This window comes from Actinomycetota bacterium, from assembly GCA_013152275.1.
Lineage (GTDB): Bacteria > Actinomycetota > Acidimicrobiia > Spongiisociales > UBA4744 > BMS3Bbin01.
This window is the reverse complement of record JAADGS010000014.1, coordinates 1-24,979: the sequence shown is the minus strand read 5'-3', so window position 1 is coordinate 24,979 and position 24,979 is coordinate 1. Positions and strand designations below refer to the sequence as shown.

Genomic DNA, 24,979 nt, shown 5'->3' with positions numbered 1-24,979 from the left:
GGCGGTCCGTTTCCTTCGTCAGGCCCCGTTGGCGCCGTTCCACACTTGCCAGGGGGCGTTGCCGCTACGGTAGAGATCGTCGAGCAGCTGCTTGTCCTTGAACGTGTCCATCGGTGCCCAGAAGCCGGTGTGTCGATGAGCTACGAGTTGGTGATCCTTGATGAGGCGTGCGAACGGTTCAACGGCCAGTTCTTCACCTTTCTGCATGTAGTCGAAGATCGCCTTCTTGAAGATGAAATACCCGCCGTTGATCCAGGTGTCGGTAGCGGCGATGGGCATGCTCCCACGTACCCACCCATCCTCGTCGATCTGCATCGCGTGGTAGCTGCCGGGTGGGCGGATGGCGACAACGCTCGCGACGACATCGCGACGCATGAATTCGTCGATGTAGCTGGGAAGGTGCAGGTCCGTGACCCCGTCGGCGTAGTTGGCCATGAACACCTCCTCACCTTCGAGGTGCCGGCGGACCCTGCGCAGCCGTTCTCCGATGCTCGAGGCAGCGCCGGTATCGACGAAGGTGATCGTCCAGTCGGCGATGTCGCTGTTCGCCAGCTCGATTCGCTTGCCCCCGTCGGAAAGGACGAAGTCGTTCGAGACCGCTTCTTCGTAGTGCAGGAAGAAGTCCTTGATGGCGTCGGCCCGATAGCCCAACGCCAGGATGAAGTCCCGGTGCCCGAAGTGGGCGTAGTACTTCATGACGTGCCACAGAATCGGTCGGTAGCCGACGGGGACCATCGGCTTTGGGATCGTCTCCGAGTAGTCGCGAAGGCGGGTTCCTTGTCCGCCGCAGAACAGTACGACTTTCATGGGGTTCCTCCGTGTCCTGCCGTCACACGTTGCGTCCTCATAGCGTCTGCACCCGGGGGATGGGCACGACCAGTTTCGCACCCCAATCCGCCGTGTAGGCGAGTTGTTTGGCGATCTCGTTCTTCAGATTCCATGGCAGGATGAGGATGTAGTCCGGTCTTGTCTCCTCGATCCTGTCGGGAGGGTAGATCGGGATGTGGGTTCCCGGAAGGTACATCCCGTGCTTGTAGGGGTTCCGGTCGACCGTGTAGTCGAGGAAATCCGTTCGTATGCCGCAGTAGTTCAACAGCGTATTGCCCTTGCCGGGCGCACCGTATCCGACCACCGACTCGCCTGCTCTTCGTCGCTCGATGAGGAATTCGAGGAGGTCTCGCTTGGTTGCCTCCACCCGTTCACGGAAGAGGCGGTATGCATCCAGGCCGTTGAGTCCCGCGGCGGCTTCACGTTGACGAAGTGCGACGACACCGGGAGTGACCGGTTTGGAGAGGTCCTCGACGTGCCTGGCGTAGATCCGCAGGGATCCGCCGTGCGTGGGCAACTCCTCGACATCGAAGAGTGTCAGCCGGTGCGCTGCGAAGATCCGTTCGGCGGTCGAGAGCGAGAAGTAGGAGAAGTGCTCGTGATAGATCGTGTCGAACTGATTCTCGTCCATGAGACGGAGCAGGTGGGGGAACTCGATGGTGACGACTCCGCCGGGGGCCAGGAGCGTCTTGATGCCCTCCACGAACGAATTGAGGTCCGGGACCTGGGCGAGCACATTGTTGCCGATGATCAGGTCGGCCATTCTGCCCTCCGTCACCAGACGCCGGGCCAACGCCGCGCCAAAGAACTCGACCAGCGTATCGACTCCTCGCTCCTCCGCCGCCTTCACAACGTTGGCGGCAGGTTCGATCCCGAGGGCGGGGATACCCTTTTGGACGAAATACTGAAGCAGGTACCCGTCGTTGCTCGCCAACTCGACGACGCTCGATGTGTGATCCAAGGCGAGTCGTTCGGTGATCATGTCGACGTATGCCTTCGCGTGGGCGAGCCAGCTGTCCGAGTAGGCAGAGAAGTAGGCGTACTCGGTGAAGATGTCCTCGGGGGCGACGTACTCCTCGAGCTGCACCAGGAAGCACCGATCGCAGACGTAGACGTGGAGCGGGTAGAACGGCTCCATCTGGTTGAGCTGGTCCTCGCCGAGGAAGCTCTCGCAGAAAGGCGACATGCCCAGATCGACGAACGTGAAACCGAGCGGCGCGTTGCAGAAGCGGCAGAGGGGTGTGGACGCGGTGTGCTCACGCATCTTGGCTTCCCACCTGTGCGGTGTGTTCGGCGGACCGCCATCGTAGGGAGGGGGTGAGGCGTCCGTCGGCGAGGAGGCGGCGGAGGTGACGGATCCGCAGGTATCTGTTCTCGAACTCGTCCAGGGTGAGCCCATACTTCTGGTACGCCTCGTAGAGCTCCTCGATGCCTTGAAGGACCGTCCATCGTGGTCGTGCGTCGGGTAGAGCGTCGGCGATCTTGGAGAAATCGACCCGGTAGCTGCGGGTGTCGGGTTCACCGCCGGGTGCGTACACGACGCGGCTGTTCGGAACGACCTGCGCCACGAGGTCGGCCACCGCGGAGATCTGGTAGTTCTCGTCGGTCCTTCCGACATTGAAAGCCTGGTTGTGGATCACTGCTCTCGGAGCTTCGGCGACGGCGAGGAACGCCCTGGCGATGTCCTCGACATGAACGAGTGGCCTCCAGGGAGACCCGTCGCTCTTGATGAGCACCTCGCCTGTCGTGAAGGCATAGGCAACGAGGTTGTTGACCACGATGTCGCCCCGCAACTGTGGTGACCAGCCGTAGGCGGTCGTGTTGCGAAGGTAGGTGGGGCTGAAGTCGTCGTCGGCCAGAGCTGCGACTTGCTGCTCGACCTTGATCTTGGAGACGCCGTAGGGCGTGATCGGCCCGAACGCCGCGGTCTCGTCCACCAGTTCGTCGGTGCCGGGAGCCCCATAGAGGGAACAGGAGGAGGAGAAGATGAATCGGGGGACTCCGGCGGCCTTTGCCGCCTCGGCGAGCTGCACGGAGGCGTGCAGGTTGATGTCGAACGTGTACTCCGGGCTGAGATCGCCCAACGGGTCGTTCGAGAGGGCCGCCAGATGCATCACGGCGTCGAAACCTTCGAGGTCCTGCGCGGTCACATCTCGCAGGTCCATGCGCAACGCCGGCGGGTCTGCCGGTGCCGGGCCGTGATGGCAGTCCGAGAACCAGTAGGTGTCCAGCCCGACCACTTCATGGCCGGCACCCTGGAGAAGCTGCACGAGCACTGCACCGATGTAGCCGTTGTGTCCGGTGACGAGGATCTTCATGGACATCCCCGACCCGCCGACCGGTTTCCTACGATTCCCTGGTTCATCAGGCCTCCTCCGCCCGGCTGACGGACGGCCACCCGGAGTGGTGTTTCACACTAGACGATGGACGACATCGCCGTCCCGCTCTCACTCGTCAATCGGCAACGCGTACGCGAGTCTTGAGAAGCGTTCCGGGTGGCCCTCCTAGTAGGCACCTCTCGCGGAGATGACTGCAGGCAAGGTCTTCAGCAGGATCAAGAAGTCGAGGCTCGGTTTCCATGTCCGAATGTACTCCACATCCAATTCGACCCAGGTCTCGAAGTCGAGGTCGGAACGGCCGCTCACCTGCCATATGCACGTGATGCCCGGCTTCGTCAGCAGACGCTGACGATGCCACTCGTCGTATGTGGCCACTTCGGCCGGGATCGGCGGACGCGGCCCGACAAGGCTCATCCCGCCGGTGAGGACGTGGAAGAGTTGAGGTAGCTCGTCGATGCTGTACTTGCGCATGAATCGACCGACCGGTGTGATGCGGGGATCGTCCCGGATCTTGAACACAGGTCCGTCCACTTCGTTGAGGTGTCTGAGATCGTCGAGTTCGGTGTGGGCTCCGTCTCGCATGGAGCGGAACTTGGCGAATCGAAAGGTCTTCCCGTTCTTCCCGACGCGGTCCTGCACGTAGAGCAGCGGCCCCGGCGAGGTCAACTTCACCGCGATGGCTGCGGCGATCAGGACCGGAGAAAGGATGACGAGGAAGAAGATCGACAGGACGATGTCCACGACACGCTTCATCCCGAGTTGCCAGACAGGTGCGGCGAGGATGCCCTCGTCGCCTCTGAGAAACACACGGTTGGCCCTCGTGATCTCAACGACGACGTCTTCGCCCCTGAGATCGACGACGCTCCTGTCCCTGAGGTCGATCACCACACCATCGGAAGACCCGTGTGCCGTTTCGACGGCCGAGCGTTCCTCGGTTTGAAGATGGACGGAGTAGCCGCGACGATCGGCGACAATCTGCTTTCGAGCTTGATCAACCATGTGCCCATTCGGCCCGGCAGGGCCGCCTCCCTGTTTGTCCTTACACTGCTACCCGGCTCTTCCGGTCAGTCTCATGCTTGCGCATGAAGTTCAGCCCCATTTGCCACGCTTGGTGGTCGTTAAGCACACACTACGCGAGGATGGCTGGGGCGGCAATGAGTCTTCCAGCCCATTTTTCACGGCGCGGGAGGACTAGTGCGTAGGAGCCGAGACTCGGCGTGTCTGGTCGCCATGGGGCCACGCACAGTGGTGAGGGACCCTTTCCTCTCGTTCTCGTGACGCTTCGTCCGGATAGTTTCGCCCAGACGTCACGAGAACGGGGAATGTGCGGGCGGTGGGACTCGAACCCACATCGGGCCTACGCCCACCAGATCCTAAGTCTGGCGCCTATGCCAATTCGGCTACGCCCGCGTCTCCCCATTCTGCCAGGCGAAGCCGGCAACTCGGTCCGCACCCGTCAACCGCACCGTGTAATCTCCCCGTGTGTTCGATCGAGTATCCCCCTCCCATAGCTCTCGCGGATGGTGAAGGGCAAAGGGTTCGCCGGTACGGTCTCCATCATCACTGGTGCGTCGATGGGGATCGGGCGGGCCACGGCGCGACAGGTGGTGTCTCGGGGCGGTAGCGTCGTCCTCATCGCCCGCGGCCGTCAGGCGCTTGCGGATACGGCGGCAGAACTCTCCCAACTCGCAACGAGCAGCGACCAGTTCGTGGAGACGACCGCCCTCGATACCACCGACAACGATCAGGTGACCCCCGCTCTGGCAGACCTCATCGAACGCAGGGGAGTCCCCGATCATCTCATCAACTGCGTCGGCGGAGCCCGCCCGGGGTACGTGCACGAACTCACGCTCGATGATTTCCGGCGCCAGATGCAGCTGAACTACCTGGGGCAGCTCATTCCGACACTGGCGCTTCTTCCCCACTTCGTCGAGGCTCACAAAGGTCACGTGTCGTTCATCTCGTCGATGATGGGGTACTTCGGCATGATCGGCTACAGCGCCTATGCACCTTCGAAGTTCGCCGTCGTCGGTCTCGCCGAGTCGCTGCGGCACGAACTCAAGCCGCGCGGGATCGGGTTCTCCGTCCTGTTCCCACCCGACACGGAAACCCCCGGTCTGGCGAACGAGAACAAGACGAAACCTGCGGAGACGGCCATCATGTCGGAGAGCGCCGGGCTCCTGTCTCCCGACGAGGTCGCCCGCACGTTCGTCGACGGGATCCTCGCTGGACGGTTCAGCATCCATCCCAAGGGATCCGGCTGGATCTGGCGAGTGAACCGGTACGCTCCGGGTCTGGTTCGCATCATCATGGATCGTGACCTGAAGAAGGCAACGAGAAAGGCCGAGCAACGATGACCGACCGTCCCGATGCGGCGACCTCACGCGCCGACGTGTTCGAGAAGGCACTCGCGTTCGACCGTGCCCGACAGGCTCGGGAGGCGGGGTTCTACCCGTACTTCCTCCCGCTCGAGAGCAACGAGGGATCCGAGGCGATCTACCAGGGCCGGCGTATCCTGATGTTCGGTTCGAACAACTACCTCGGCCTGACGACCCATCCGAAGGTGCGCGAGGCGGCCATGAAGGCCATCGCGGAAATGGGTACCAGTTGTACGGGGTCGCGATTCCTCAACGGGACGCTGGAGATGCACCTGGAACTCGAACGGCAGCTCGCCGAGTTCGTCGGCAAGGATGCTGCCCTCGTGTTCTCCACGGGCATGCAGACCAACCTGGGCACGATCTCCGCGCTGGTCGGCCGGAGCGATACCGTGTTCCTCGACAAGGACGACCACGCCAGCATCATCGATGCGGCTCGGCTCGGCTGGGGGAGAATCAAGCGTTTCCGCCACAACGATCTCGGGGACCTCGAACGCCAATTGCTGTCCACTGCCGACGACCAGGGCCGCCTCGTCGTTGTCGACGGCCTCTACAGTATGGAAGGGGACTTGGCCCCACTTCCCGAGATGCTCGATCTGAGCCACCGATATGGGGCACGAGTGATGGTGGACGATGCCCACGGCATGGGAGTGATGGGGGCGGGGCGAGGTACTGCAGCACACTTCGGCGTCGTGGACGAGACCGATCTGATCATGTCCACGTTCTCCAAGTCGTTCGCGTCGCTCGGGGGGTTCATCGCCGGTGACACCCAAGTGGTGGACTTCATCCAGCATCATGCCCGTGCGCTGATCTTCTCGGCATCGATCCCTCCGCCCAACGCCGCCGCCGCGCTGGCAGCGTTGGAGATCATGCGGTCCGAGCCGGAGCGGGTCGAGCGGCTGCAGCTCAATGGCGAGCGGTGGCGGACCGGGCTTCAGCGTCTGGGCTTCGACACCGGCAACTCCGTTTCTCCGATCGTTCCGGTCATCGTCGGTGACGACATGGTCACCTTCGGCATGTGGCGCATGCTGCTCGACGAGGGTGTCTACACGAATCCCGTTGTTTCTCCTGCGACACCGAACGGGCGACAGTTGCTGCGTACGAGCTGCATGGCGACGCACACGAACGATCAGATCGACAGAGCGTTGGAGGCATTCGAGAAGATCGGGAGACTGGCCAGTTTGATCTGAGTGGGTCGCGTGGGACTTGAACCCACAACCTTGGGCTTAAGAGGCCCCTGCTCTGCCAGATTGAGCTAGCGACCCGGCGGAGCGGCAGTCTAACCGAGCTGTCGAGGTTCCCCGAATACTGCCAAAAGGCCGTCGATCCATGCCATGGCCACGATCCACGTGTTTGCGCTCCTTCGTAGTCGAACGCCGCACACGCCTTGCTCGAGGTGGTTCTTGCGGTGGCCAGTTCCTCGCGGCTTGACGAAGGTCTTGTAGAAGTCAGGGTGTGCGAGCCCGAGTTCGTTGGTCCGGTAGGTGCGAGCCGGTGGGTCGTCGTTGCCCTCGTGGTGCTGTAGTTGCAGGGCGAACTCCGGGTTCGGAGTCAGGTATGTTGCGGCCCGGGCCATGAAGAGCCGCAACACTCGCGGATCCGAGTTCGTCATTTGAAGCCTACGTTGCGTCTTTGCGCCCTCGGTCCGATACATGACGGTGCCCGCCGGCCATCTCGGATCCGGCAATCGCTCGAGGACGTCGGCCCGGGATTCGACTTTCGGTCGCTCGACTTCGGCCCGTCGCTTGCGCCGTGTGTCCCGAGGCGCGCCTTTCCAGGATCCTGTCCTTTCTCGGATGGCCTCGATGGCTGTTTCACTCGGTCGAAAGTCTGTGCACCATCCGGCCAGCGCCCCCTTCGGGACCTCCATCCTGTTTTCGTGACGGTTCACGGGAATAATCCCGTCGAGCCGTCACGAGAACGGGATCCTCGGGTGTCTTGGCTTGTACCGCCTGGCGGGCATGCAACAATGGCGGCACCGCCGGTTTCCCTTGGCTGGTTGCCGACGAGTACGGGCTGTGGCGCAGTTTGGCAGCGCACCTGCTTTGGGAGCAGGGGGTCGCCGGTTCAAATCCGGCCAGCCCGACGTACGCGGAGGCCGCACTATCCTGCGGCCGACGCGGGTGTAGCTCAATGGTAGAGCCCCAGCCTTCCAAGCTGGTCATGAGGGTTCGATTCCCTTCACCCGCTCTGCGGACCGACCGAATGGAATCTGCCCCCGTAGCTCAGAGGACAGAGCAGGAGCCTTCTAAGCTCTTGGTCGGGGGTTCGAATCCTCCCGGGGGCGCCGGGTTCGGTTCGCACATGGTGGCCGTAGCTCAGTTGGATAGAGCGCCGGGTTGTGGTCCCGGAGGTCGCGGGTTCGAAACCCGTCGGCCACCCTGAAGAGGCGGCGTCGGCGCGCCGTCTTCCCTGTAAAGCGAGGTAACGAGGTTGAATACCAAGATCACGGACGCAGGTCCATTCGAGAAGCTGCTGACCGTCGAGGTCACCGGCGAGGCGCTGCTTGCAGCGGAGAACCGGGCGGCGCGCAAGCTGTCGCACGAAGTCAAGATCAAGGGGTTCCGACCCGGCCGCGCGCCTCGAAGAGTCGTCGAAACCGTGGTCGGTGGGGATCGACTCCGAAGTGACGCGATCGACGACCTCCTTCCCGCGTTGATCGCCGAAGCGCTCAACGAGAGCGGACTCGTCCCTGCGCTGAATCCGAGTGTCGACGAGATCGTCGACATCGACGACGGCGTCGAGGTGCACGTCAGGGTGACGCTCTGGCCAGAGCTCGACACGGTCCCGGAGTTTCGTGACCGTGAGGTCGAGGTGAACGTGCCCGACGTCGAAGAGGAAGAGCTGCGGTCTCAGATCGATCGGATGCGCGATCAGTTCTCCGAACTGGAGACGGTCGACCGTCCAGTCGTCGAGGGCGACTTCGTTGCGATCGATCTGAGTGCCCTCCTCGACGGCGAGCCGGTCGAGGACGCAACGGCCACCGACCTGCTCCTCGAAGCGGGGTCCGGGTCGTTCATCGAGGGCATCGACGAGCATCTCATCGGCAAGAAGGCCGGTGACATCGTCGCGTTCGACGGTCCACTTCCCGCCGGTTTCGGAGACAGGGTCGGTGAGCAGGTCACCTTTCGGGTCCTCGTCAAGGAGGTCAAGGAGAAGCGACTGCCCGACCTGACGGACGAGTGGGTCTCCGATGTCACCGAGTTCGAGACGGTGGAGGAGATGCGCAGCGATTTGGAGCGACGGATGACAGAGGCCAAACGCGCCGCTTCGGTCGCGCAGCTTCGCAACGGCATCCTGGGGCAGCTTCTCGAAGAGATGGAACTCGAGATTCCCGAAGGGATCATCGGAGCCGAGATGGACGCCATCCTGCACCGTTTCGCTCATGAGCTCGAAGAACAAGGAATCTCACTGGCCGACTACCTTCGGGTCACCGGCCAGGACCAGGAGGTGTTCGTCGACGACCTTCGCAGCCGGGCCGATCGCAACGTGCGCACCGACATCCTGCTCAACGCGATCGCCGAGGCAGAAGGTATCGAGGTGACCGAGGAGGAACTCGCCGAGGTGATGGATTCTCTCGCCCAACAGGCAGGTCGGGAGCCGGAAGAGTTCCGCGCAGAGTTTGGTGAACAAGAGAATCGCGTGCGCAGTGATATCCTGCGCCGCAAGACGCTCGAGGCACTCGCGGATGCAGCGGTCCCGATCGACGAGAATGGAAGCCGGATCGTCCTGATCGCCGAAGGAACGAAGGGCGACGATCAACCGGCAGAGGAGACGGAATGAATGCCGAGAACTACATCGTCCCAACGGTCGTCGAATCGACAAGTCGTGGTGAGCGCGCGTTCGACATCTACAGCCGGTTGCTGAAAGATCGGATCGTCTTCCTCGGTACTCCCATCGATGACACGGTCGCCAACCTCATCATGGCGCAGTTGTTGCACCTGGAGAGCGAAGATCCCGACAAAGACGTCTATCTCTATATCAACTCTCCCGGCGGCTCGATCACATCACTGTTCGCGATCTACGACACGATGCAATACATCAAGCCGGCCGTCACGACCGTGTGTATGGGCATGGCGGCCTCGGCCTCGGCGGTGATCCTCGCCGGTGGAGAAAAGGGCAAGCGGTTCGCGCTGCCACACGCCCGCGTGATGCTGCACCAGCCGTCTGGCGGCGCCCAGGGTCAGGCGTCCGACATCGAGATCCAGGCTCGACTCATCATGCAGATGCGTGAGCAGCTCAATGAGATTCTCGCCGAACACACCGGCCAGACCATGGAGAAGGTGTCCGAGGATACGGAGCGGGATTTCTGGATGCTCGCCGAGGAAGCGAAGGCATACGGGATCATCGACGACATTCTCTCGCGGCGAGAGCTCGCCGCGGTGACGGGGGCGTAATGGCGAAGTTCGGTGAAGGCGGCGAACTCTTGAAGTGCAGCTTCTGCGGCAAATCACAGAAGCAGGTCCGCAAGTTGATCGCGGGGCCTGGCGTGTACATCTGCGATGAATGCATCGAGTTGTGCAACGAGATCATCGCCGAGGAATTCACCGAGCAGGAAACCGTCGGGATCACCGAACTGCCGACACCACACGAGATCTACGAGTTCCTCGACGATTACGTCGTCGGGCAGGATCGCGCCAAGAAAGTCTTGTCGGTCGCCGTCTACAACCACTACAAGCGGGTACAGGCCGGCAATGAGAACAAAGAGGATGTCGAACTGCAGAAGTCGAACATTCTGCTGATCGGACCGACCGGTTGCGGCAAGACGCTGCTCGCCCAGACGCTCGCCAGACTCCTCAACGTCCCGTTCGCACTCGCCGACGCCACCGCGCTCACCGAGGCCGGGTACGTGGGCGAGGATGTCGAGAACATCCTCCTCAAGCTGATTCAGGCGGCAGACTTCGACGTCAAGAAGGCGGAGCAGGGGATCATCTACATCGACGAGATCGACAAGATCGCCCGCAAGTCGGAGAATCCCTCGATCACTCGCGACGTGTCCGGTGAGGGAGTCCAACAGGCGCTGTTGAAGATCCTCGAAGGAACCGTGGCGTCGGTTCCGCCCCAAGGTGGCCGCAAGCATCCGCACCAGGAGTTCATCCAGATCGACACGACGAATGTGTTGTTCATCGTTGCCGGTGCCTTTGCGGGCCTCGAAGATCTGATCGGAAGTCGGGTCGGGAACAGGGCGGTCGGTTTCGGCGCCGACATCCGTACTCGTGATGAGCATCGGGCCTCCGAACTTCTCGGGAAGGTCTTGCCCGAAGACCTCATCAAGTTCGGTTTGATCCCCGAGTTCGTCGGACGACTTCCCGTGGTCGCGACGGTGGACGACCTGGACAAGAGCTCGCTGATCGAGATCCTCAAAGCACCGAAGAACGCGCTGGTGCGCCAGTACACCCGGTTCTTCGAGCTGGACGACGTCGAGTTGGAGTTCACCGACGATGCACTCGTGGCGATCGCCGACCAGGCACTCAAACGCAACACGGGAGCACGAGGTCTGCGGGCCATCATGGAAGAAGTGCTCCTCAACACGATGTACGACCTGCCATCGCGCAAGGATGTCGGCCGCGTGCTGATCAACGGGGATGTTGTCGCAGAACGTGTCAACCCGACGCTGGTGCCGCTGACCGAACTCGACTCGGACACGACCGAACGTTCCGCTTGAACGGGTCGCGGGACCTATTCCACGCCCTGTGGCAAGTCCGTAATCTTGATGTGCCCCGTGGCGCGATTTGGTGGTTGAAATCGCGCGATGGGTGACATAGAATGGTCGTACGGCCACAATTAGTGGTCGGGGGTTAGTAAATGGGAGGCGATGACCTTCGGTTCGTAATACGGTCACCAAGAACCGAAGTGAGCTAGTGGTGAGACCGGCCCGCCCCTCATGGCAAGGAGGCGGAAATGAAAAAGGGTCTATTGAGGTGGGGTGCCGCGGTCGCCACGATGGCGCTCTTGGTCGGGCTTCTGGCAATTCCTGCATGGGGGCAGACGGCCGAGCCGGATTTGACGTGCCCGTTCACACAAGGAACCATCGTCGATCTGGGCGCGCACATGATTCGTTCCGACCTCACCAAGGCGGATGCCGAGACCGGGCCGGTCGCCGTATCGATTCCGGCGGGACGGTACGACATCTACCTGTACTCGTATGATCCCCACGATGGCACGTCGCCTCAGGTGCAGGCACATGAGCAGTGGCAGCTCGCCGATCGTTCGATGGTCTCTGGAGCCACCCCCTCGTTCCTTTCAGGCATCATCGCCGACCTGCCGAACGATGTGGACTTCCTTTCGCAGCAGGTGAACGCAGACACGCTCGTTCCGGACCTCACCGAGCTTTGGGCGCGTCACGCGTTCTGGCCCACTCCCGGTGATGCCCAGACCTATGCGAACTCGATTCACCCGGTCTGCGCAGCGTTCGTTCCCGTGCCGGAGGCGGCGACCGGCTCGATCAAGATCCTGAAGAACGCGATCAACGGTAACGGAACGTTCTCGTTCTCTTCGGAGACTCTGGACGACACGGACTTCAGTATGACCACGGCGTCGGGGGTGGCCTCGACCACGTTCGACGGCCTACCTGCCGGGATCTATGACGTGAAGGAAACCGTGCTGCCCCCGGGATGGGAGCTCACCTCCACGGCGTGTTCGGACGGGTCTGATCCGGCACAGATCGACTTGGCCGAAGGGGAGTCGGTGACCTGCGTGTTCACGAACACGTTCACGGCGTCGACAACCACGACGACGACGGCGCCGACGACCACGACGACCACGGCGCCGACGACCACGACGACCACGGCGCCGCCCACCACGACGACGACGGCGCCTCAAGCCGGAACCATTGGCGACTTCGTGTGGAACGACGCGAACACCAACGGTCTGCAGGATGCCGGTGAAATCGGAATCGCAGGAGCCACGGTGAACCTGCTGGATGGCAGTGGTGCACAGCTGGAGTCGACGACAACAGATTCCGACGGGCACTACGGCTTTAGCGGGCTTCTGGCCGGCGACTACATCGTCGAGTTCGTGCTTCCGGCAGAAACGTGGGAGTTCTCGGCTGCGGATCAAGGATCGGACGACACGATCGACAGCGATGCGGGAGCGAATGGACGCAGCGGCATCATTTCGCTTGGCGCGGGGGTGAGCGATCTGACGGTCGATGCAGGCATACACCGCACGACCGAAGTAGAACCGACGACCGCAGTGCGCCCGACCACCGAGACACTGCCATTCACCGGTGCATCCTCCAGCGGCCTTGGGGGAGCGGCGGTAGGCCTGGTCCTGCTCGGGGGGCTCGTTCTGCTGGCGGTTCGTGGCAAGGAGGACGATCTGGTGGTAATCCGTAACGACGCCGAGTAGCCGTACCGGCGTATCGTCATCAGAGGGCCTCGGCTTTTGCCGAGGCCCTCGCTGGTTGCGCGGTGGGGCGGTATCGAGACGGAGACGTCGGCGACGACCGTTGGGGAGGTCCGTCTTGTCAGGCAGGCGTGTGCAACACGCAGCGTGGACGAGACAGCACAAATAGTGGTTGAAAGACCGCGTGCAGTGGTATATCATGACTTCATAACCACACATTGTGGTCAGGGGCCAATAACGGGAGGCGTTGAACTTCGATCTGTACGCGGTCACCAAGGATCGAAGTGAGCCAGTGGTGAGACCGGCCCGCCCCCTTGACGAGGAGGCGGAAAATGAGAGATCACACTTGGGCTGGACAGGCACTGCGAGCAATCCTCGTTGTTGTCTTGGTGGTGCCCCTCATCGGGTACTTCGCACCGGCGGCATCGGCGCACCATCCGATTCTGTCTGTCGATGCCGGCTGCTCCGCGGAGTCGGGAGAGTGGGAGATCACCTGGACGGTGGCGAACGGGAACTGGTCCGGGCGCGTCATGACCGTCGACCAGGTCACCTACTCGGACAGTCTGCTGACAGACATCAAACATGGACTCGTGCTCGGACCGAATGCGACCGAATCCGACACGGTTTCGTATTCGCTCTCCGATTCGGGCGTCAAGACCTTGACCGTGAAAGCAGATTGGTCTGACGGGGGCCCGCAACATGTTTCCAGATCGCTGTCGATCGACCTGAGCCAACTCGACGACACCGGATGCCAACGGCCGCCGACGGATGCGTCGGTGACGGTTTCGGCCGGGTCGTGTTCGTGGAATGGTGAGTCGTCGGAGGCCCCTGTGAAGGTGGTGATTGCTCCGACGTCTGGTGCGATGGTGACGATTACGGGGCCTGGTGGCTCGTATGTGGCTACCGGTTCCGGTGATGCGTTCACGCTCGATCCTGGTTCGTATACGTGGGTGGCGTCGGCTGCGCCTGGTTTCTCGCTGGTTGGGCGGACGTCGGGCAGGTTCACCGTTGGTGAGTGCCCACCGCTTCTTGGCTCTATCGGTGACTTCGTCTGGTACGACGGGGTCGAACCGGACGAGGATGGGATTCAGGGTTCGGGAGAGTCGGGAATAGCCGGGGTGATCGTGAATCTGTATGACGGCACCGGCACGACGAAGTTGGACACCACGGTGACCGACGCCGGCGGCAACTACCTGTTCACGGACCTCGCGGCAGGTACCTATGTGGTCGAGTTCGTCATTCCCGACGGCCTTGGCGGCGTACCTGGCTTCGGCGGGTTCACGATCGTTGGCAAGGGGACGGTTTCGACAGGCAGTGATGCAGATCGCACGACCGGACGGACGGGCGTGATCACACTGGCAGCGGGCCAGAACGACTTGACGTGGGACGCCGGCGTCGTGAGGGCGTCGGTCTCACCGACGACGGTCACGCGTCCGGCGACGACGGTCACGACCTCGCCGACGACAGAGACCTTGCCGTTCACCGGAGCGTCGGGGACCACCGCAGGTGGTATCGGCGCTGCGTTGCTGCTGCTCGGTGGCCTTGTGACACTGGCATTCCGGAAGAAGGAAGAACCTGTGGTGGAGGCCGGCGCGGCACGTCGACTCGATTGACACCCCGTCCAGACGACAATGTGGGAGGTTGAGGCCCCGGCCGCCGGCCGGGGCCTCTTTGTGGCATGGGGCAGCCCGACGTCGGCTGCAAGACCGCCAGATGAAGGAGCACCCGCCACGGTGTGTCGAGACGGGGAGCGTCGCGAGGTGAGTTCCTGGCCGACGGAACGTCGCAGAGGCTGCCTGCCGAGGCGCTAGCATGTCGTCCACCATGCAAGAAGAGCGCGATGCAACCGACGTACGATCCGAAGGCCGTCGAGTCGCGCTGGTACGACCGTTGGGATCGGTCCGGCGTCTTTCGACCTGAGCACAATCCCGACGGCGAACCGTTTTGTGTCGTCATTCCACCCCCCAATGTGACCGGCCAGCTGCACATGGGGCATGCTCTCAACCATTCGATTCACGACGTGATCGTGCGCCGCAAACGCATGCAGGGCTATGCCACTCTCTGGCTCCCCGGTGCCGACCACGCGGGCATCGCCACCCAGAACGTCGTCGAGCGGGACCTCGCGGCCGAAGGCCTGTCCCGCCACGACATCGGCAGGGAGGCGTTCATCGAACAGGTCTGGTCCTGGAAGCGCCAATACGGCGACCGGATCAGCCTCCAGATGCGCCGCCTCGGCGACTCTGTCGATTGGACTCGGGAACGGTTCACCATGGACGAGGGCCTCTCGCGCGCCGTGCGAGAAGTGTTCGTACGTCTCTATGAAGAGGACCTCATCTACCGCGGGAACCGGATCATCAACTGGTGCCCCCGCTGTGGTACCGCTCTGGCGGAGATCGAAGTCGAGTATGAGGACGAACCGGGTGAACTCGTCTACGTCACCTACCCGTTCACCGATGGACCGGGCGGTATCACCGTCGCGACGACCAGGGTGGAAACGATGCTCGGGGACACGGCCGTCGCCGTGCATCCGGACGACGCCCGGTACCAGCCGTATGTGGGGCGCACCGTCCGTCTGCCCCTCGTGGGTCGCGAGATCCCGATCATTGCCGACGAGGCGGTCGATCCCGAGTTCGGGACCGGTGCCGTCAAGGTGACGCCCGCTCACGACCCCAACGACTACGAGATCGGCCGGCGGCACGGTCTCGAATCACCAAAGATCCTCGACGAGGGTGCCATGGTCGCGTTCACCGGCCTGCGGTTCGACGGGATGGACCGATTCGAAGCTCGTGAAGCGGTCAAGCACGAACTCCACAAGGCAGGCGCCGTCGAGAGGATCGAAAACCACACCCACTCGGTGGGCCACTGCTACCGCTGCGGCACCGTCATCGAGCCGTATCTGTCCGACCAGTGGTTCGTCAAGGTGCGACCGCTCACGATCCCTGCCATCGATGTCGTGCGAGAGGGGAGGACTCGTTTCTTTCCGAAGCGCTGGGAGAAAAGCTACTTCCACTGGATGGAGAATCTGAGGGACTGGTGCATCAGCCGCCAGATCTGGTGGGGCCACCGGATCCCTGCCTGGTACTGCGACGACTGTGGCGAGACGATCGTCGCCATCGAGGATCCGACGGTGTGCCCGTGTGGATCGGGGGACCTCCGCCAGGACGAAGACGTGCTCGACACGTGGTTCTCCTCGGCGCTGTGGCCGTTCTCCACACTCGGCTGGCCGGATGAGACCGAGGACCTCGAGCGCTTCTACCCGAACGCGGTGATGATCACCGGGTTCGACATCATCTACTTCTGGGTGGCCCGCATGATGCAGATGGGTTTGCATTTCATGGGTGACGTTCCGTTCGTCGACACCGTCATCCACGGACTCGTGCGTGACGCCTCCGGCTGCAAGATGTCGAAATCGATCGGCAATGCCGTCGATCCGCTCGACATCGTCGAGGAGCACGGCGCCGACTCTCTACGTCTCGCGCTGATCCAGGCGGCGGCGCCCGGACATGACGTTCCATTCGACATCGAATGGGTCGAGGGCACGCGCAAGTTCGGTAACAAGCTGTGGAATGCGATACGGTTCGGTCTCCAGCACACCGGTGACGTTCCCGTGGACGGCGGCTATCCCGACGATCCTTCGCCAGTCGATCGCTGGATACTGTCGCGACTCGGTGAAGTGACCGAACGATTCGACACCCTGTGTGACCAATACCGGCTCTCCGACGCGTACGCGTTGCTGTATAGCTTCGCCTGGTCGGAGGTGTTCGACTGGTATCTGGAGATGGCCAAGTCTCCCTTGTGGGACCCTGCCAGGGCCGCCGGGGCTCGTCAGACGCTCGGCGTGGTCCTGCGTGATCTCCTCAAGCTCTTCCACCCGGTGATTCCCTTCGTGACCGAGGAGCTGTGGAACGAACTCGTGAGCAGAGATGAGCTCCTCGCGGGATCGAGATGGCCCCGCATCCCGCGCTATCAGGCCCCGGCCGGCATCGCGACACTCCAGGAACTCGTCACCGGCGTGCGACGCTTCCGTGCCGAGCACGGGCTCGGTCCTCGCAGGCCGATGGCCATGACCGTCGTGGATTCGGATGGATTGGAGGGCACATGGTGGGAAGAGCAACTGCGCGCACTGGCGTTCGTCGAGCCTGAGTTCGGCGATCCTCCAGCGGACGCCGCCGGTTTCACCCGCATTGTCGCCGGGTCCATCCAGGGTTTCATCCGCCTCGCCGGACTTGTCGACGTGGAAGCGGAGCGGGCTCGACTCGAGAAGTCGATTGTTGCCGCTCGAGCGGATCTCGAACGTTCGGAGGCCAAGCTCGCCAACGGGGACTACCGCTCCAAAGCACCCGCCGAGATCGTCGCGAAAGAGCTTGCCAAGGCAGACGAGCTTCGCCAGAAGGTGGACAAGCTCCAATCTCAGCTCGATGAGCTGGGCGGCTGAAACGGGGCTGCGACGAAGTACGAAGAGGCTGTCGCCTTTCTCGATCGGCACATCGGGCTCGGAATGCAACCGGGACTCGAGCGGACGCGCGTCCTTCTCGACCTGATGGCGAACCCCCAGGACACCTACCCGATCATTCACATCACCGGCAGCAACGGGAAGACATCGACTTCGAGGATCGCCGCTGCGGCCATCTCCGCGCACGGTCTCGCCGTCGGTTCGTTCACGTCGCCCCATCTCGAACGGGTCGAGGAGCGTCTCGGTGTCAACGGGCATCACGCAACCGCCCATGAGTTCGCCGAGGCCGTAGCCGACGTCGCGCCCTTCGCCGATCTCCTGGAGCAACGGACCGGGGAGCGTCCGACCTATTTCGAGCTGACTGCTGCGATGGCGTTTGCCTGGTTTGCCGAACGCGCAGTGGATGTCGGTGTCGTCGAGGTCGGACTCGGTGGCCGCCTCGATTCCACCAATGTCGCCGATGGCGAGGTGGCGGTCCTCACCGGTGTTTCGAAAGAACACGTTCGGGTGCTCGGATCGACACTGCGCGAGATCGCCATCGAGAAGCTTGCGATTGCCAAGCCGGGCTGCATCCTCGTTACCGGTCCGCTGCCGGCAGAAGCGGAGAGAGAGGCGCAACGTCGGGTCGCCGAACTCGGAATCCGTCGCCGGAAATACGGCGAGGATTACCGACTGCAGGATGCCGCGCTTGCCATCGGTGGATGGATGGTCACCATCGACGGCATCTACGAGACCTATGAGGACGTCTTCCTGCCTCTGCACGGGCGGTATCAGACCCGGAACCTGGCTGTCGCCGTGGCAGCCGTCGAGTCGTTGTTCGGGCGCGCTCTCAGCCCCGAGGCACTGCGTGAGGGTGTTGCCGCCGCGACGTCGCCGGGTCGCCTCGAAGTCATCGGGCGGCAACCTCTGACGATTGTGGACGGTTCACACAATGCAGAGGGATTCGGTGTTCTCGCCGAATCGCTCGACGAAGAGTTCCCGTCACTGGAGTGGACGGTCATTCTCGGGGCGCTGGGCGACAAAGACCTGGAAGGCATGATCGGCCACCTGGGCGGCAAGGTCGGCAGGATGTTTGCCACCGCTCCGGTGAGCGATCGGGCGATCCCCGCCGACAAGGTGGCTCGTGTGGCACGCGCCGCTCTGGGGCCCGGCGTCGAAGTGCGGCAGGTTGCCGGAGTCGATGCTGCCGTCCGGGAGGGCATCCTCACGGCAGGAGAAGATGGGGCAGTCATCGCCACCGGATCCCTGTATGTCGCCGGTGAAGCCAGGCCCGTGATGCGTTCGATGGCAGGACAGCCCTCCGGCGCTGCCAAACTATGACCGATGGAAAGGAACGCGATGGAACATACATTTGTCATGGTCAAGCCGGACGGCGTAGCGCGAGGCCTCGTCGGTGAGGTGATCAGCCGCTTTGAGCGCAAGGGGCTTCGTCTGGAGAAGATCCGACGCCTCGTCATCGATGAAGCCATGGCACGCCGCCACTACGCAGAACACGTCGAGAAGCCCTTCTTCAACGAACTGCTCGAGTTCATCACGTCGGGACCGGTGGTGGCGATGGAATGGTCCGGAGATGGAGCCATCGCGGTTGCTCGTACTCTCATGGGAGCAACCGATCCGAAGAATGCCGAGCCTGGAACGATCCGTGGTGATTTCGGCCTCATCCTGACCCAGAACATCGTTCATGGATCCGATGCACCCGAAAGCGCGGCGCGCGAGCTAAAGATCTTTTTCGGATAACGGTTCGTCTGCAACCCACCGTTCTCGTGACGGTTGGTCCGGACTATTCCCGTGAAGTGTCACGAGAACGGATCAACTAAGCTACGGCAGTCCCGATCCGAGGCCGTTTTCATTGGCTGAGTCGTTGTTTTCATTTGCAGGTCAAGACATGGCGATTGACCTGGGCACCGCGAACACACTCGTGTACGTTCGTAACGTCGGCATTGTGCTCAACGAGCCGTCTGTCGTAGCGATCAATGTGCGGTCTAATCGCGCCCTTGCCGTCGGCATGGAAGCCAAGAGAATGATCGGACGGACACCCTCCTATATCCGAGCAATCAGACCGCTGCGCGACGGTGTGATTGCCGATTTCGACATTACCGAGAAGATGCTTCGCTATTTCATCCACAAGGTACATCGGCGCAAGTGGGCCAAGCCCAGGATCGTGATCTGCGTGCCGTCGGGAATCACACCGGTCGAGCGGCGCGCCGTCGAAGAGGCCGCCTATCACGCGGGGGCGCGTCGCGCCTACACCATCGAAGAACCGATGGCGGCCGCGATCGGGACCGGACTTCCTGTCGGTGAGCCGTCAGGGTCGATGGTGGTCGATATCGGCGGTGGGACGACCGAGGTGGCGGTCATCTCTCTCGGCGGCATCGTCGAATCGCGCAGCATTCGCATCGGTGGGGACGAACTCGATGAGGCGATCATCGATTGGGTCAAGAAGGAGTACAACCTGTTGCTCGGCGAGCGCACCGCGGAGCAGATCAAGATGGCAATCGGATCTGCATTTCCCTATCCGGACGAACCCGCCGCCGAGGTTCGCGGAAGAGACCTGGTCACCGGCCTTCCCAAAACGATCGTGTTGACCAGCCCGGAGATTCGTGAGGCCGTCGAAGAACCCGTCCAGCAGATCGTCGATGCGGTGAAGTACACACTCGACAAGACACCACCGGAGCTGTCGGCGGACATCATCGAGCGCGGTATCGTCGTTACGGGAGGAGGCGGTCTCCTGCGCGGGATCGACGAACGCCTCGCACATGAGACAGGCATGCCGATCGTGTCTGCCGATCGTCCGCTTCAGTCCGTTGTGCTCGGTTCGGGGAGATGCCTGGAGGACTTTGAAGCGCTGCAGGGGGTTCTCATCTCCTCGAGCCGCCTGTGAGGTGAGCCCATGAACGGGCACGAACGGCGCCCCGACCAGAGCAGGCTCGCATGAGAGACCGCAGAACTCCCGATCGCGCCACCTCGTTTCTCGTGGTGCTCGTCATCATCGCGTTTTCGCTGATGACGCTCGATATCAGGAGCTCGGGTGGGGGAGTCACGGGTACGCTCCGTCGCGGTGTACAGACGGTGTTCACCCCGATCCAGAAGCTCGCCACATCGATTGTCGATCCGGCGATCGACATGGTGGACGGCATCGCAAACGTCGCGGGCCTTCGCGATGCCAACAAGGAACTTCAGCAGCGCATCGCAAGCCTGGAATCCAGGCTCGATACGGTTGCGACGCTCGAAGACGAAGTTGCCTCGCTGCGCCGTATCCTCGCTCTGACCCCGGCAGACGAGTCGATCCCGCAGGTCCCCGCCAGGGTGATCGCCCGTGGAGACAGCTTCGACGCAGGCTTCCAGATCGACGCCGGGAGCAACGACGGAGTGCTGGTCGGCAACCCCGTTGTCGACGAGAACGGAGCGCTCGTCGGCCTGATCACGGAGGTGACCGGCGATTCGGCGACCGTCGTGCCGATTGTGGCTCCGTCGTCGGACGGGGTGCGGGTCAAATCGCAGACGGGCGAGGCCGGCATCATCTTGGGCCGGGGGAGTGGGGAGCTCGATCTCGAGGTGCTTGAAGCCACCGAGCCGGTGTTCACAGGCTATCTCCTCGTCACCGCGGGAAGTGTGCGGTATCCGGTCGGGATCAACGTGGCGAAAGTCGCTGCAGATGCGAGACCGGAGGCGCAACGAATCGTCACGACGGCAACTCCCTTGGCGGACTTCTCCAAGCTCGATTTCGTCGTCGTTCTGCAGTGGACGTTCTCGACGGAGGTCGATACATCGACCAGCTCGACGACAACGACCAGCTCGACGACAACGACGACAACAGGAACCTCAGATGGGGGATCAGGGTGAGCCGTCGCATCGGCATCTCGCTGCTCGCCGTCGGCGTTGCCGTGATCATCCAGACGACGCTGCTGGCCCGGCTTCCCGTGTTCGGGGTCGTGCCCGACCTGGTGCTGCTGACGGTCATCGCCAGTGCTCGCCGGCTCGACTCGGAACCGGCCGTGGTCCTCGGGTTCACCGCGGGCCTGATCATCGATCTGCTCGGCAGCGCACCACTCGGGCTGCGGGCAATGGTGCTCACGATCGTCGCGTACATAACCGTCCGGACACGCGATCGTTTTGAGGTCTCGATACCAACCATCGGCGTTGCCGTGTGGGGGATCGCTCTCTCGGGCACCGTATTGCTGGCCATCGTCGGTACGCTCTTTGGGGAGAGGATCCTCAGCGATCCGTTGGTACTTCGCCAGATTCTGTTGGGCCCGGTCTACGACGTCATTCTGGCTGCGGCGGTGCTCCCGCTCATGACACGGATTCTTGGCGGAGAACGGCACAGGGAGATGATGCTGTGAGAGAAGGGTTGCGGCTCGGCACGATCGGCCTCGTGTTCGTGGCGATGTTCACTGTTCTCGGTGCTCGTCTGTGGTTCGTCCAGGTCGCGGCCGCCCCCGACTATGAACGACAGGCAGAGAACCTTCTCGTCGCCTTCCGAACATTGCCTGCACCTCGTGGATCGATCATCGACCGCTCGGGAACGACCATCGTGGCAAGCAAGTTCGCCCCTGGCATCGTCGTCGATCGCATCATGATCCCGGCCGACATCGAAGACTCGATCGTGCAGCAGCTATCCGGGCTCATGGGAATCCCGGCGGTATCGATCTGGTCCGCCTTCGACGATGCAGGCTCTGCCGGTGTCGTGCATCTCGGGACCGTGGACACCGATATCGCCTATTACGTGTGGGAACACCAGTCCCAGTTGCCGGGCGTGACGATCGAAGAGATCCCAGAGCGTCGCTACCCCCAAGGAGCGCTCGCAGGGCACATTGTCGGCTACACCGGGAAGCCTTCGGCCAGTCAACTTCAGGCGGATGAGAACCTGGACCCGAATGCCATCATCGGCAAGGGCGGCCTCGAGGCGTCATATGACAAATGGCTGCAGGGAGAGGAGGGTTCGGAGGCCTACCAGACGAACGCTCGCGGCTCGATTCTGAAGGAGCTGCTCCGCCAACCGGCACAGCCGGGCGACACGTTGCACCTGAACCTCGACCTCGACGTCGAACGGGTTGTCGAGCAGGCTCTTCACGACGCAATCAACCTCGCGAATCAGCTCAAACACGAGAAAGGCTCCTACAACGGTCTTGCCCGGAAGGCTGTCGCCGTCGTGATGGACGTCACGAACGGCGGGGTCATAGCGATGGACTCCGTTCCCGAGTTCGATCCTGCCCTCCTTCGACAGGTCTCCTCCAAACAGCTCGAGAGTCTGGTCCGCAACGGCGAATTCTCTTACAACAACCTGGCGATATCCGGTCAGTATCCGCCTGCTTCGACGTTCAAGGCGGTGACCTATCTCACTGCTGTCGAAGAGGGTATGTACCCTGAAGGCGTCACCGGTCCGAACGACCGGACCGAATGCAGCGCCCAGTTGAAGGCGCCATTCACCGACGGTTCCACCCAGGTCTGGAAGAACTGGACGTACCCTCGTGACGACGGGTTCCAGAACCTCCACGAGGCATTCGCGCGTTCGTGCAACGTGTACTTCTGGGAGATCGCGTTACGGATCTGGGATCGGTACAAAGGCACCGACAAGGAGAACCTCCTCCAGGACTGGGCCCGTCGGCTCGGATTCGGAGCCCGGACCGGGATCGATCTTCCGGGTGAGCAGGATGGGCTGATTCCGGATCGGGCGCTGTTCGAAAAGCGCAAGGAGACACAGCTCAAGAACCCTGGCCTGCGGCTCCTGGATGAGAGCCGACTGACCACCGCAAGCCCATGGTTCGGAGGAGACCTCCTGGCGATGGCGACCGGACAGGGTGCTCTGCTCACGACCCCACTGCAAATGGCGGTCGCCTACGCGGCACTGGTCAACGGCGGGACCGTCTGGAAGCCGAGGGTCGTCGACCGCATCACCGACGTGGATGGACGTGAGGTCATGTCGAACCCGCCTGAAGTCGTGCGATCACTCGACATCGCTCCTTCGATCGTCCAGATGCTCCGTGAGGACATGCGCAGAGTCACCAACCAAGGCACCGCCAGATCGGCGTTTGCATCCATGGGGAGTAAGTCGGTGCTCGTCGGCGGCAAGACAGGGACTGCTCAGATGCCGAAGGTGTGCGCCGAGAAGGACGTAGATGGCAAGTGCATTCGCCTTCGTGACGCGGACGTGACCTCTTGGTTCGTGGGAGTGGCTCCCATCGACGATCCGAAGTACGTCGTCGTCGTGATGGTTGAGGAAGGCGGCGGCGGCAGCCAGGTTGCGGCACCAGCGGCGCGATTCATCTTCCAACACCTCCTGGGGTTGGAACCCACGCCAATCATCGCCGGCGAGAGGACCGAGTACTGATGATCCTCGATGCACGCGATCATGCCGTCGTCGGCGACCGCCCGCGTCCGGGTCCGGACGTGATCCTGTTCGTCACCATGATCGTCCTCGCAGGCCTCGGCATTCTCATGGTCTACACGGCTTCGCGTGCGAGCCTGGAGGCTCGGGGATTCGATCCTTCCTCGCTCATGGTCAAACAGGCCGTCTTCGCGGTCATCGGTCTCGTGCTGTTCTTGATCGGTTCGCTCATCGACTATCGCGACCTGGCCGGCTGGTCCGGTGTCATCTACCTGCTCACGCTGGCCGTGCTCGGGTTCGTGCTGACCACGGCACCACATGCCGGCGCCAACCGATGGATCTTGATCGGTCCGTTTCAGTTCCAGCCGTCCGAGTTTGCCAAACTGGGCGTCATCATCGTGCTTGCCGCCGTGCTTGCACCGGCACGTGAAGAGGGGATGCGTTGGAGCAGGCTGGGACTTGCCCTCGGGATGTTGGCGATCCCCTCGTATCTCATCTTTCGACAGCCGGACCTCGGAACGATGCTGGTGTTCGGATTCTTCGCCCTCGTGATGCTGTTCGTGTCCGGCACGACCTTCCGGCAGTTCGCGATCCTGACCGTCGGGGCGGTGGGCGGCGTCGTTGCCGTTTGGAAGCTCCAGCTGCTTCGTGACTATCAGCTGGCGAGGCTGCAGAGCTTCATCGATCCGACCGCCGATCCGCTCGGCATCGGGTACAACCTGATCCGAAGCAAGATCGCGATCGGAAGTGGCGGGATCTTCGGCAAAGGCCTGTTCGGCGGATCTCTCACCAATCTGAGCTTCGTTCCCGCTCAGTCCACGGACTTCATCTTCACCGCAGTCGGTGAGCAGTTGGGTCTCATCGGTGGCGTGATCGTTCTCTTGCTCTATGCGGTGCTGTTGTGGAGACTGCTCATCATCGCCCGCAACGCCCGGGACCGGTTTGGGAGGCTGCTGAGCGTTGGGATCGCTGCAATGCTCGCTTTCCAGATCTTTGTGAACGTGGGTATGACGATCGGCATCATGCCGGTGACCGGTCTGCCACTTCCGCTCATGAGTGCAGGGGGATCCGCGCTCCTTGTCACAACACTCGCGCTGGGTATCGCAAACTCCGTCTGGTTGCGCCGCACGCCGGTGCCCGGTGAGCCGGTGAACGCCTAGCGTCCCGGCTTCCTCCTACGCCGGCGCAAAGCCGCTGCGGTAGGTTCCCCCCAACGGTCGCTTCGCTCCCTGGGGAAGACCCCCCTACCCCGGCGCAAAGCCGCTGCGGTAGGTTCCCCCCAACGGTCGCTTCGCTCCCTGGGGAAGAC

At 62.5% G+C, this 24,979-nt stretch carries 20 protein-coding genes, 6 tRNA genes and 2 riboswitches; of the genes, 19 read left to right on the top strand and 7 right to left on the bottom strand.

The genetic code is table 11. From position 1 onward, the window contains the following. Positions 1 to 18: 18 nt before the first annotated feature. The 5 genes from GXP34_00980 to GXP34_00960 all read right to left on the bottom strand — a co-directional run bounded on the left by GXP34_00980 (position 19) and on the right by GXP34_00960 (position 4,577). Positions 19 to 807 carry a glucose-1-phosphate cytidylyltransferase gene (locus GXP34_00980; protein NOY54539.1) on the bottom strand — a complete coding sequence of 263 codons (789 nt, stop codon included), beginning with the start codon at positions 805 to 807 and terminating at the stop codon, positions 19 to 21. Between the two features lie 37 nt (positions 808 to 844). Next, positions 845 to 2,092, bottom strand: a complete 1,248-nt coding sequence (locus tag GXP34_00975; protein ID NOY54538.1) for a class I SAM-dependent methyltransferase — start codon at positions 2,090 to 2,092, stop codon at positions 845 to 847. After that, a complete protein-coding gene (locus tag GXP34_00970; GenBank protein NOY54537.1) occupies positions 2,085 to 3,146 on the bottom strand; it encodes an NAD(P)-dependent oxidoreductase in 1,062 nt (353 codons plus the stop codon). Before GXP34_00970 ends, GXP34_00975 begins: the two co-directional genes overlap by 8 nt. 186 nt (positions 3,147 to 3,332) lie before the next feature. Continuing rightward, a complete protein-coding gene (locus GXP34_00965) occupies positions 3,333 to 4,166 on the bottom strand; it encodes a sugar transferase (protein NOY54536.1) in 834 nt (277 codons plus the stop codon). A 326-nt stretch (positions 4,167 to 4,492) separates the two neighbouring features. Further along, positions 4,493 to 4,577: transfer RNA gene (locus GXP34_00960), tRNA-Leu, on the bottom strand. A 110-nt stretch (positions 4,578 to 4,687) separates the two neighbouring features. Here GXP34_00960 and GXP34_00955 point away from each other — a divergent pair. Together GXP34_00955 and GXP34_00950 are read left to right on the top strand one after the other, a co-directional pair. Next, positions 4,688 to 5,524, top strand: a complete 837-nt coding sequence (locus GXP34_00955) for an SDR family oxidoreductase (protein ID NOY54535.1) — start codon at positions 4,688 to 4,690, stop codon at positions 5,522 to 5,524. Beyond that, entirely contained in the window at positions 5,521 to 6,732 is a 1,212-nt protein-coding gene (locus tag GXP34_00950; GenBank protein NOY54534.1) for a pyridoxal phosphate-dependent aminotransferase family protein, read from the top strand. Before GXP34_00955 ends, GXP34_00950 begins: the two co-directional genes overlap by 4 nt. A 1-nt stretch (position 6,733) precedes the next feature. Here GXP34_00950 and GXP34_00945 read toward each other — a convergent pair. Continuing rightward, positions 6,734 to 6,807, bottom strand: a tRNA-Lys gene (locus GXP34_00945). 14 nt (positions 6,808 to 6,821) lie between these two features. After that, positions 6,822 to 7,133 (bottom strand): hypothetical protein, encoded by a 312-nt coding sequence (locus GXP34_00940; GenBank protein ID NOY54533.1) that lies wholly within the window; start codon positions 7,131 to 7,133, stop codon positions 6,822 to 6,824. A 421-nt stretch (positions 7,134 to 7,554) separates the two neighbouring features. Between GXP34_00940 and GXP34_00935 the strand changes: the two genes are divergently transcribed. The 17 genes from GXP34_00935 (at position 7,555) to rodA (ending at position 24,830) form a co-directional block, all read left to right on the top strand. Further along, positions 7,555 to 7,628 (top strand) — tRNA-Pro (locus tag GXP34_00935). Between the two features lie 33 nt (positions 7,629 to 7,661). Beyond that, positions 7,662 to 7,732, top strand: a tRNA-Gly gene (locus tag GXP34_00930). A 24-nt stretch (positions 7,733 to 7,756) separates the two neighbouring features. After that, positions 7,757 to 7,829: transfer RNA gene (locus GXP34_00925), tRNA-Arg, on the top strand. A 20-nt stretch (positions 7,830 to 7,849) separates the two neighbouring features. After that, positions 7,850 to 7,923, top strand: a tRNA-His gene (locus tag GXP34_00920). Between the two features lie 52 nt (positions 7,924 to 7,975). Then, positions 7,976 to 9,325, top strand: coding sequence for a trigger factor (gene tig, locus GXP34_00915; GenBank protein ID NOY54532.1), 1,350 nt, complete (start codon positions 7,976 to 7,978; stop codon positions 9,323 to 9,325). Further along, positions 9,322 to 9,939: an ATP-dependent Clp endopeptidase proteolytic subunit ClpP gene (gene clpP, locus GXP34_00910; protein NOY54531.1), complete on the top strand. Its 618-nt coding sequence runs from the start codon at positions 9,322 to 9,324 to the stop codon at positions 9,937 to 9,939. The genes tig and clpP overlap by 4 nt, the downstream gene beginning before the upstream one ends. After that, positions 9,939 to 11,207, top strand: a complete 1,269-nt coding sequence (gene clpX / locus GXP34_00905) for an ATP-dependent Clp protease ATP-binding subunit ClpX (GenBank protein ID NOY54530.1) — start codon at positions 9,939 to 9,941, stop codon at positions 11,205 to 11,207. The genes clpP and clpX overlap by 1 nt, the downstream gene beginning before the upstream one ends. Before the next feature lie 134 nt (positions 11,208 to 11,341). Beyond that, positions 11,342 to 11,427, top strand: a riboswitch (cyclic di-GMP riboswitch). A 16-nt stretch (positions 11,428 to 11,443) separates the two neighbouring features. After that, entirely contained in the window at positions 11,444 to 12,892 is a 1,449-nt protein-coding gene (locus GXP34_00900) for a hypothetical protein (protein ID NOY54529.1), read from the top strand. Positions 12,893 to 13,127: 235 nt separating this feature from the next. Further along, a riboswitch (cyclic di-GMP riboswitch) is annotated at positions 13,128 to 13,198 on the top strand. 23 nt (positions 13,199 to 13,221) lie between these two features. Next, a complete protein-coding gene (locus GXP34_00895; protein NOY54528.1) occupies positions 13,222 to 14,502 on the top strand; it encodes a hypothetical protein in 1,281 nt (426 codons plus the stop codon). 227 nt (positions 14,503 to 14,729) lie between these two features. Then, a complete protein-coding gene (locus GXP34_00890) occupies positions 14,730 to 17,324 on the top strand; it encodes a valine--tRNA ligase (GenBank protein ID NOY54527.1) in 2,595 nt (864 codons plus the stop codon). A gap of 63 nt (positions 17,325 to 17,387) precedes the next feature. Beyond that, positions 17,388 to 18,662, top strand: a complete 1,275-nt coding sequence (locus GXP34_00885; GenBank protein NOY54526.1) for a dihydrofolate synthase — start codon at positions 17,388 to 17,390, stop codon at positions 18,660 to 18,662. An 18-nt stretch (positions 18,663 to 18,680) separates the two neighbouring features. Beyond that, positions 18,681 to 19,079 carry a nucleoside-diphosphate kinase gene (ndk, locus tag GXP34_00880; protein NOY54525.1) on the top strand — a complete coding sequence of 133 codons (399 nt, stop codon included), beginning with the start codon at positions 18,681 to 18,683 and terminating at the stop codon, positions 19,077 to 19,079. Positions 19,080 to 19,203: 124 nt separating this feature from the next. Next, the gene (locus GXP34_00875; protein NOY54524.1) at positions 19,204 to 20,223 is read left to right on the top strand and encodes a rod shape-determining protein; all 1,020 of its coding nucleotides are present in this window, start codon (positions 19,204 to 19,206) and stop codon (positions 20,221 to 20,223) included. 50 nt (positions 20,224 to 20,273) lie between these two features. Beyond that, on the top strand, positions 20,274 to 21,185 hold the full coding sequence (locus GXP34_00870) for a rod shape-determining protein MreC (GenBank protein NOY54523.1): 912 nt from the start codon (positions 20,274 to 20,276) through the stop codon (positions 21,183 to 21,185). Next, a complete protein-coding gene (gene mreD / locus GXP34_00865) occupies positions 21,182 to 21,685 on the top strand; it encodes a rod shape-determining protein MreD (protein ID NOY54522.1) in 504 nt (167 codons plus the stop codon). Before GXP34_00870 ends, mreD begins: the two co-directional genes overlap by 4 nt. Next, positions 21,682 to 23,673 carry a penicillin-binding protein 2 gene (gene mrdA / locus GXP34_00860; protein ID NOY54521.1) on the top strand — a complete coding sequence of 664 codons (1,992 nt, stop codon included), beginning with the start codon at positions 21,682 to 21,684 and terminating at the stop codon, positions 23,671 to 23,673. The genes mreD and mrdA overlap by 4 nt, the downstream gene beginning before the upstream one ends. Further along, a complete protein-coding gene (gene rodA / locus GXP34_00855; protein ID NOY54520.1) occupies positions 23,673 to 24,830 on the top strand; it encodes a rod shape-determining protein RodA in 1,158 nt (385 codons plus the stop codon). The genes mrdA and rodA overlap by 1 nt, the downstream gene beginning before the upstream one ends. Positions 24,831 to 24,979: the final 149 nt, after the last annotated feature.

Coding starts and splice junctions, on each gene's coding strand:
- GXP34_00980 (NOY54539.1), bottom strand. CDS start 807: ATGAAAGTCGTACTGTTCTGCGGCGGACAAGGAACCCGCCTTCGCGAC.
- GXP34_00975 (NOY54538.1), bottom strand. CDS start 2,092: ATGCGTGAGCACACCGCGTCCACACCCCTCTGCCGCTTCTGCAACGCG.
- GXP34_00970 (NOY54537.1), bottom strand. CDS start 3,146: ATGAAGATCCTCGTCACCGGACACAACGGCTACATCGGTGCAGTGCTC.
- GXP34_00965 (NOY54536.1), bottom strand. CDS start 4,166: ATGGTTGATCAAGCTCGAAAGCAGATTGTCGCCGATCGTCGCGGCTAC.
- GXP34_00955 (NOY54535.1), top strand. CDS start 4,688: ATGGTGAAGGGCAAAGGGTTCGCCGGTACGGTCTCCATCATCACTGGT.
- GXP34_00950 (NOY54534.1), top strand. CDS start 5,521: ATGACCGACCGTCCCGATGCGGCGACCTCACGCGCCGACGTGTTCGAG.
- clpP (NOY54531.1), top strand. CDS start 9,322: ATGAATGCCGAGAACTACATCGTCCCAACGGTCGTCGAATCGACAAGT.
- clpX (NOY54530.1), top strand. CDS start 9,939: ATGGCGAAGTTCGGTGAAGGCGGCGAACTCTTGAAGTGCAGCTTCTGC.
- GXP34_00900 (NOY54529.1), top strand. CDS start 11,444: ATGAAAAAGGGTCTATTGAGGTGGGGTGCCGCGGTCGCCACGATGGCG.
- GXP34_00895 (NOY54528.1), top strand. CDS start 13,222: ATGAGAGATCACACTTGGGCTGGACAGGCACTGCGAGCAATCCTCGTT.
- GXP34_00890 (NOY54527.1), top strand. CDS start 14,730: ATGCAACCGACGTACGATCCGAAGGCCGTCGAGTCGCGCTGGTACGAC.
- GXP34_00885 (NOY54526.1), top strand. CDS start 17,388: ATGCAACCGGGACTCGAGCGGACGCGCGTCCTTCTCGACCTGATGGCG.
- ndk (NOY54525.1), top strand. CDS start 18,681: ATGGAACATACATTTGTCATGGTCAAGCCGGACGGCGTAGCGCGAGGC.
- GXP34_00870 (NOY54523.1), top strand. CDS start 20,274: ATGAGAGACCGCAGAACTCCCGATCGCGCCACCTCGTTTCTCGTGGTG.
- rodA (NOY54520.1), top strand. CDS start 23,673: ATGATCCTCGATGCACGCGATCATGCCGTCGTCGGCGACCGCCCGCGT.